Origin of the sequence: Actinomadura rubrisoli, from assembly GCF_004349215.1 — a bacterium.
Classification (GTDB): domain Bacteria; phylum Actinomycetota; class Actinomycetes; order Streptosporangiales; family Streptosporangiaceae; genus Spirillospora; species Spirillospora rubrisoli.
Genome location: NZ_SMKU01000030.1, coordinates 39,131 through 45,649, shown reverse-complemented (window position 1 = coordinate 45,649; position 6,519 = coordinate 39,131). Strand labels below are relative to the sequence as shown.

Genomic DNA, 6,519 nt, shown 5'->3' with positions numbered 1-6,519 from the left:
GGCGCGGGGGCCGCACGCTGCGGGGGCGGCGGCGGATCGTCGTCCTCCCCGGAGTCCAGGACGAGGAGGGCGACGGCGACGAGCACGACCGCCGGCACCGCGACCAGGTAGGGCCAGGCGGCGCGGGTCGTCCGGCGGACGCGCGCCTTCGCGACGCGCCGGCGGCCCTCGGCGATCTCCCTGGTTCCCGGGGCGAGGCGCTCGGCCTCGGCCCAGGCCGCGTCGGCCTCGTCCAGCCGGCCCTGCTGGGCGCGGACACGCGCCAGCAGGTCGAGCAGCGGGACGCTCGGGGCGATGTCGCGCCGGACATCGGAGAGGATCGCCTCGGCCTCGGCGTAGCGGCCGCGCCGGGCCAGCGTGCGCGCCTGCGCCAGCGCCAGCTCGCGCGTCGCGAGAAGCAGCGGGGCCTGCTCGCCCATCACACCCTCCGCACCGTGCTGAGGGGGTCGATGCCCGGGCGGGACGCCGGCAGCAGGTCGCCGAGGACGCCGTTGATGTCGCGCAGCGTGCCGGTGTCGCCGGCGGCCGCCGCCCGCTGACCGGCGGCGATGAGCTGCCGGGCCTCAGCGGGGTCGCGCATCTCCGACTGGAGGGAGCGCAGCTCCTCGAAGATCAGGAACGGCAGGTCGCCCGACTCGTCCAGGACCCGCACCGCCAGGCTGCGCAGGTCGTCGATCCGCTGCCGCAGCAGCGCCGCGTCGTGCGAGGCGCGGGCCGCCCGGACCGACGCCTCGGCGGTGGACAGCGACCGCCGGTGGTCGTCGTTCCCCTTGGCCCGCACGAGGTCCTGGACGGCGTCCAGCACGTCCTGCGACTCCCTGACCAGCGCGGGCCATTCGAGCGCGTCCTCCAGGTCGTCCACCGCCGCCCGCACGATGAGGATGAGCCTGCCGCACTCGGTGGCCTCGGTGGTGTCGGCGCGCGCGGCCTGCACCTTCGAGTCCAGGTCCCGCACCAGCTGGTCGCGGTCGATCCGGGCCAGCAGCTCCGAGGCCCGCGCGTCGCCGATCTCGATGAGCCGGCGGCGCGCGGTCTCCAGCCGGTGCTTCTCGGCCTGAGCGTCCCGCACCAGGTCGGCATGCTCGGGAACGGTCTCGGTCTGCATGTTGATGGCGTGCTCGAACTCCTCGTCCAGGATCGGCACGTAGGCCCGCGCCACCACCAGGCGCGACTCGTCCACCACGAAGGTGAAGTCGACCTCGCTGCCCTCGGGCACGTCCCGCCGTACCTGCTCCGAATCGACCTCCAGGCGGCCGATCCGGAGGTTGCGGTCGGCGCGGGGGTGCTCGCCCTCCAGGACGGGGATGCGGATCATCCCCTCCCCGGTGCCCCGGCTGACCGCGACCGTCGTGCGCAGCGTGGTGTGCTGCCGCGTCGGGAGCGGGGTGTTGCGCGCGACGAGTGGCAGGAACCTGTTGTCGTCGAGCCCGATGCCGATCGTCTGCTGGAGCAGCGGCTGGGTCTCGATGGTGCCGACGGTGTAGTCGATGCGGTCCTGGCTCAGCCGCAGTACGGCCCCGGACTGGTCGGTCAGCTCGATGAGGAAGGTGTTCCTGCGGCCCTTCTCGGCCCAGAGCGTGGCGGTGAAGGTCCCCTTGGCGGACAGCGGGATGCGGCCGCTGCGCCACGGCGGCTTGGCCTCGGCGTTGACGAACTCGATCGCCAGCCCCGCCGTGTCCTCGCCCGACACCCTTCCGCCGACGAACGGCTCGGTCTCCGGCCCGGTCGGGCTGTACTCCAGCTCGATCGCGTACACGCCGGGGGACGGCGTGGTGAGCGCGGGCCCGGCCTCCAGCCGCTTGGACCCGGCGAAGATCGCGGCACCCTTGGCGACGACGGTCAGCGGGTCCTGGCTCTGGTCGAGCGCGATGCCCAGCCCCTCGCGCGGGTCGGCGATGCGCTCCCGCAGGTACGGCGAGAGCGTGGTCCCGCCGACCAGCAGGACCTTCTCGATGTCGTCCGGCCCGAGCCCGCTCTCGTTCAGCGCCTTGCGGCACAGGTCCACCGACTGCGCGATGTACGGCTCGGCGATCCGCTCGACGTCCCGGCGCCGAAGGTCGAAGTCGAACTCGTAGCGCCGCTCCTCGGCGTCCACCAGCACGACGTCGATGTCGACCGAGTCCCGGCGCGAGAGCTGGATCTTGGCCGCCTCGGCGGCGAGCTTGAGCGTGTTGACGGCGGCCGCCCACCGGGGGTTGCCCCGGCGGAAGTCGGAGAAGCCGTGCCGCTCCACCGCCGCCGGCATGAGGAGCGTCTCGACGATCTGCCAGTCGATGCGCTTGCCGCCCAGGAGGTTGTCGCCCCGGTGGTTGACGACGTTGAACTCGCCGTCGCGCATGTTGACCACGGCCGCGTCGAACGTCCCGCCGCCGAAGTCGTAGACGAGCCAGAAGACGTTGTCGGCCTCGGACTGGAACCCGTAGGCCAGCGCCGCCGCCGTGGGTTCCTGCAGCAGCGGCGCCTGCGCCAGGCCCGCCAGCTCGGCGGCCCGCTTCGTCGCCTCGCACGCGCTCAGCTCGAAGGCCGCCGGGACGGTGATGACGGCGGCGGCGACCTCGTCCCCGACGCTCTCGACGTCGCGCTTCAGCGACTTCAGGACCTCGGCGGACAGCTGCTCGGGCCCCATCGACCGCCCGGCGTCCTTGAAGACCTTGGGCCCGCCGGCCGTGCCCATCCGGAGCTTGAACTCGACGCTGGTGTTCTCCGGGTCCTGCTCGCTGCGCTCCTTGGCCTCGCGGCCGACGTACAACCGGTTCCGCTGGTCGACCCGCACCGCCGAGGGGGTCGTCTCACTGCCGTCGATGTTCTTGAAGACCTTGGCGTCCACGCCGTTGAGGACGGCGATAGCGCTGTTCGTCGTCCCAAGGTCGATCCCGAAATCGATCGTGGTCCTGGTCATTGACGCTGTTCCCTCGCTCCTGGTCGCGGCCGTGTTCCGTCGGTGGAGTCCGGAGTGCCCACGATGACCTCGGCCATCTGGATCCGCTGGTCGCCGAGGTAGACGCTCGGCCGGATGGTCTCGATCACGCGCTCGCGTTCGAGTCCCGGCGTGGGCTGGAACGCGACGACGCTGATGCTCAGCCCCGAGTCGAAGGGCGCGTTGAGGTGGTCCTTGATCTCGACTCCGGCCTCCGCGAGGGTGTCCCACGCCTTCTCGACATGGCGGGTGGTGGAGCGCATCCCCTCGGGGAGTCCGGCCATCCGGACACGCAGCCGCCAGACGGAGGTCGCCACGTCCGCCAAGGACCGTCCGGACAGGCCCGGTACGTCTCCGCTCGCCGCGGCCCGCGGGCCGGGGGCCTGCCCAGGCTCATCGAGGCGAACGGCGTCCGGCGCGGACAGGCCGGCGAACGCGGACAGGATGTCGTCCGGCCATGGTGCCGGGCGGATCCGGAACTCCCGGGGCCACCGCCACTGGCGCAGGGTGGCCCTGACCTCGGCGGCTCGTCGCTTCCTCACGGCCGGACCCCCGTCCGTCCGCATGTGGAGGCGCCGGTTCGGCTGACGCGGTGCACGACGGACTACCGCCCCTTCCCTGGGTACCGCGGCCGTCACCGGCGGACCGTCCGGCTCCGGGATACCCCCGGCCGCCGGGCCTCCGCTGGAGACGGCCGACATGGACGCGCCCGAACGATCAGCCCCCCGCGCGCTGATCCATCGCCGTCTCCGGCGACGGGCGGCCGGGACACGGCCCTGCGCGCGAGCCGTGCTCCGGTCGACGATTCCCGCCGCGACAGTTCGGGAGCCATGCGGTGAATTTAGACACGGCCCGGCGGGACCGGTCCCGGACCGACTGTGGGAGGCCGTGCCCGCTGCCGTCCCGCGCCGCGCGTGTGCGCGGCGCCGTGCGCTACGGCGTCAGGACGACCTTCCCGGCGACGGTCCCGGACTCGGCCAGCCGCAGGGCGTCGGCGACGCGGGCGAGCGGCAGCTCGGCGGCGATCTTGGGGGTGATGTCACCGCGCTGCAGGGCGGCGAAGACCTGGGTGAGGTCGGTGCGCAGCCTGGCGCGGAACCGGTTCTTGGCCAGGGCCCGTCCGGCCCAGGCGTTGAAGAAGTAGGCGCGGCGCCGGTTGGGCAGGGCGTTCCACACCCAGACCCGGCCGAGCAGCTTGAGGACGGGCCACTGCTTGGACCCTTCGTCGTCGCGGGTGGAGGCGCTGCCGTAGGAGACGAGCGTGCCGCCGGGGGCCAGGAGGCGCCAGGAGCCGACGACGCTGCGGCCGCCGATGTGGTCGAAGACGGCGTCCACCCCGCCCGGGGCCAGTTCGCGGACCCGCGCGGCGACGTCCTCGGTGCGGTAGTCGACCGGGACGACGCCCTGGTCCCGCAGGGCGCCGTGATGGCGGGCGGAGGCCGTGCCGATGACCTTCACGCCCGCAGCGCGGGCGAGCTGGACCAGGACCGAGCCGACGCCGCCGTTGGCGCCGTGCACCAGGACGGTCTGCCCGGCGCGGACGCGGGCCTTGCGGTGCAGCATCTGCCAGGCGGTGATTCCGTTGACGACGAGGGTCTCCGCCTCGGCCGCGCCGATCCCGTCCGGGACCGGCACCACGTCCGCCGCGTCGACGAGCACGTGGGTGGCCCAGCCGCCGACCTTGACCAGCGCGGCGACCCGGGTGCCCGCCAGGCCGGGCTCGGCGCCCTCGCCGGCGGCCAGCACCGTGCCGACCAGGTCGTAGCCGGGCACGAACGGGAACGCGGGCTGGTCGAAGTACCGGCCGCGGCGCATCTGCTGCTCGGCGAAGGAGACACCGGTCGCCTCCATCCGGATCACGACCTGCCCCGGGCCCGCGGCGGGGACCTCTCCGTGCCTGATCTCCAGCCCTTCCGGCTCGACCTTCCCCGGCAGGACGACCTCGACAAGTCCTTCGCTGTTCATGACGACCTCCATCACACTTGCGTTATTAGCTCTCGTGCTTGTTAGAAGCTATAACACAACGCAACGAGAGTCAATAGCGATCGTGATATCCTCTAACCAACAACCAGTCGGCGTCTGCGCGCGCATCGCCGCGCCATGGCACGATGAACCGGTGGACGATCAAGGCAGGACCGACCCGCCGCTGGTAGCCGCAGAGCGCACCATGCTGGCCGGATTCCTGCGGTTCCAGCGAGAGACCCTGGCCATGAAGTGCGCGGGGCTGACCACCGAGCAACTCAAGCGGAGGGCCGTGCCGCCGTCGGCCTTGTCACTGCTCGGACTGGTCCGGCACATGGCCGAGGTCGAGCGGGTCTGGTTCCGGATCAGGCTGAGCGGCGAGGACGTCTCCTACCGCTGGAAGCAGCGGCCCGGCGATGACCTCGACTTCCAGACCGACACGGCTGACCCTGGTGAGGCGTTCTCCGCGTGGGCCGAGGAGTGCGCACGGTCTCGCGACATCGTCCGCGCCGCCGCGTCCCTCGACATCACAGGGCGCCACCGCGGCGAGGACGTCTCGCTTCGCTGGATCCTCAACCACATGATCGAGGAGTACGCGCGGCACAACGGCCACGCCGACCTGCTCCGCGAGCGCATCGACGGAACCACCGGAGAGTAAACACCCCGGCGCCCGGGGTCCCCTCATGTGCGGAGAGTGTTCGGGCGTCGCCCGTTCGGGGAGGACGAGCAGGGGCGACACGAGGAGGCACCCAGATGACCATCGCCGTCACCACCCCGACCGGACATGTCGGATCCCGCGTGGTCCGGTTGCTGCTCCAGGCGGGCGTCCGGCCGCGCGTCCTGATCCGCGACCCGGCACGCCTGGACGCCGCGACCCGCGCCCGCGTGGACGTGCGGCGCGGCGACCTGACCGACCCGGCGTACGTCCGCAAGGCGGTGGCGGGCGCGCGGACGGTCTTCTGGGTCGACCCGACCCCCCACTCGGCCGAGGATCCGATCGAGACCTCGGAACGGACCGCCGTCCCCCTCGCGGACGCGGCACGGGCCGGCGACATCGCGCGGGTCGTGCTGCTGAGCAGCATCGGCGCCGAGAAGCGCCACGGAGCCGGGAACATCGACGGCCTCGGCCGGATCGAGGAACTGCTCGACGCGACCGGCGCCGACGTGCTCCACCTCCGCTGCAGCTACTTCTTCACCAACCTGCTGCACGATCTCGACGGGCTGGAACGCGGCGTGCTGACGACCTCCGACGCGCCCGACCGCCCCATGCCCTGGCTCGACCCGCGTGACATCGGCGAGGTCGTCGCCGTCCGGCTCCTCAGCGACGAGTGGCGGGGCCGCACGGTGCAGGCCGTCCACGGGCCCGAGGACCTCACCTACGAACAGGTCGCGCGAACCCTCACCGAAGCGCTGGGCCGACCGATCCGTCTGCAACTCGTGAGCGACGACGACGTCCGCGCCGCGCTGCGCTCGGCCGGCCTTCCCCCCAACGCCGTGGAAGGAATCGTCGGCATGACCGCCGGAACACGCGACCTCACACCCGAGCAACCACGCGACCTGATCACCACCACCCCGACCACCCTCGCCGGTTGGGCCTACACCCACCTACGCCCGATCCTCGCCACTCACCCCTGACACGC

At 72.5% G+C, this 6,519-nt stretch carries 6 protein-coding genes; 2 read left to right on the top strand and 4 right to left on the bottom strand.

Features of this window, described 5'->3' with window-relative positions; translation table 11 throughout:
* The 4 genes from E1298_RS09335 to E1298_RS09320 all read right to left on the bottom strand — a co-directional run.
* Window positions 1-419 (bottom strand): hypothetical protein (locus E1298_RS09335; RefSeq protein WP_207944525.1); only part of this gene is annotated, 419 nt, incomplete at its 3' end.
* Complete coding sequence (locus tag E1298_RS09330; RefSeq protein ID WP_131891188.1) at window positions 419-2,899, bottom strand: Hsp70 family protein; 2,481 nt, start codon at window positions 2,897-2,899, stop codon at window positions 419-421. The genes E1298_RS09335 and E1298_RS09330, both read right to left, overlap by 1 nt.
* Window positions 2,896-3,459, bottom strand: a complete 564-nt coding sequence (locus tag E1298_RS09325; protein ID WP_131891185.1) for a hypothetical protein — start codon at window positions 3,457-3,459, stop codon at window positions 2,896-2,898. Before E1298_RS09325 ends, E1298_RS09330 begins: the two co-directional genes overlap by 4 nt.
* A gap of 391 nt (window positions 3,460-3,850) precedes the next feature.
* Entirely contained in the window at window positions 3,851-4,882 is a 1,032-nt protein-coding gene (locus tag E1298_RS09320) for a medium chain dehydrogenase/reductase family protein (protein ID WP_131891182.1), read from the bottom strand.
* 151 nt (window positions 4,883-5,033) lie between these two features.
* Between E1298_RS09320 and E1298_RS09315 the strand changes: the two genes are divergently transcribed.
* Entirely contained in the window at window positions 5,034-5,537 is a 504-nt protein-coding gene (locus tag E1298_RS09315) for a DinB family protein (protein ID WP_341770604.1), read from the top strand.
* 95 nt (window positions 5,538-5,632) lie between these two features.
* On the top strand, window positions 5,633-6,514 hold the full coding sequence (locus E1298_RS09310; RefSeq protein WP_131891179.1) for an NmrA family NAD(P)-binding protein: 882 nt from the start codon (window positions 5,633-5,635) through the stop codon (window positions 6,512-6,514).
* Window positions 6,515-6,519 lie beyond the last annotated feature (5 nt).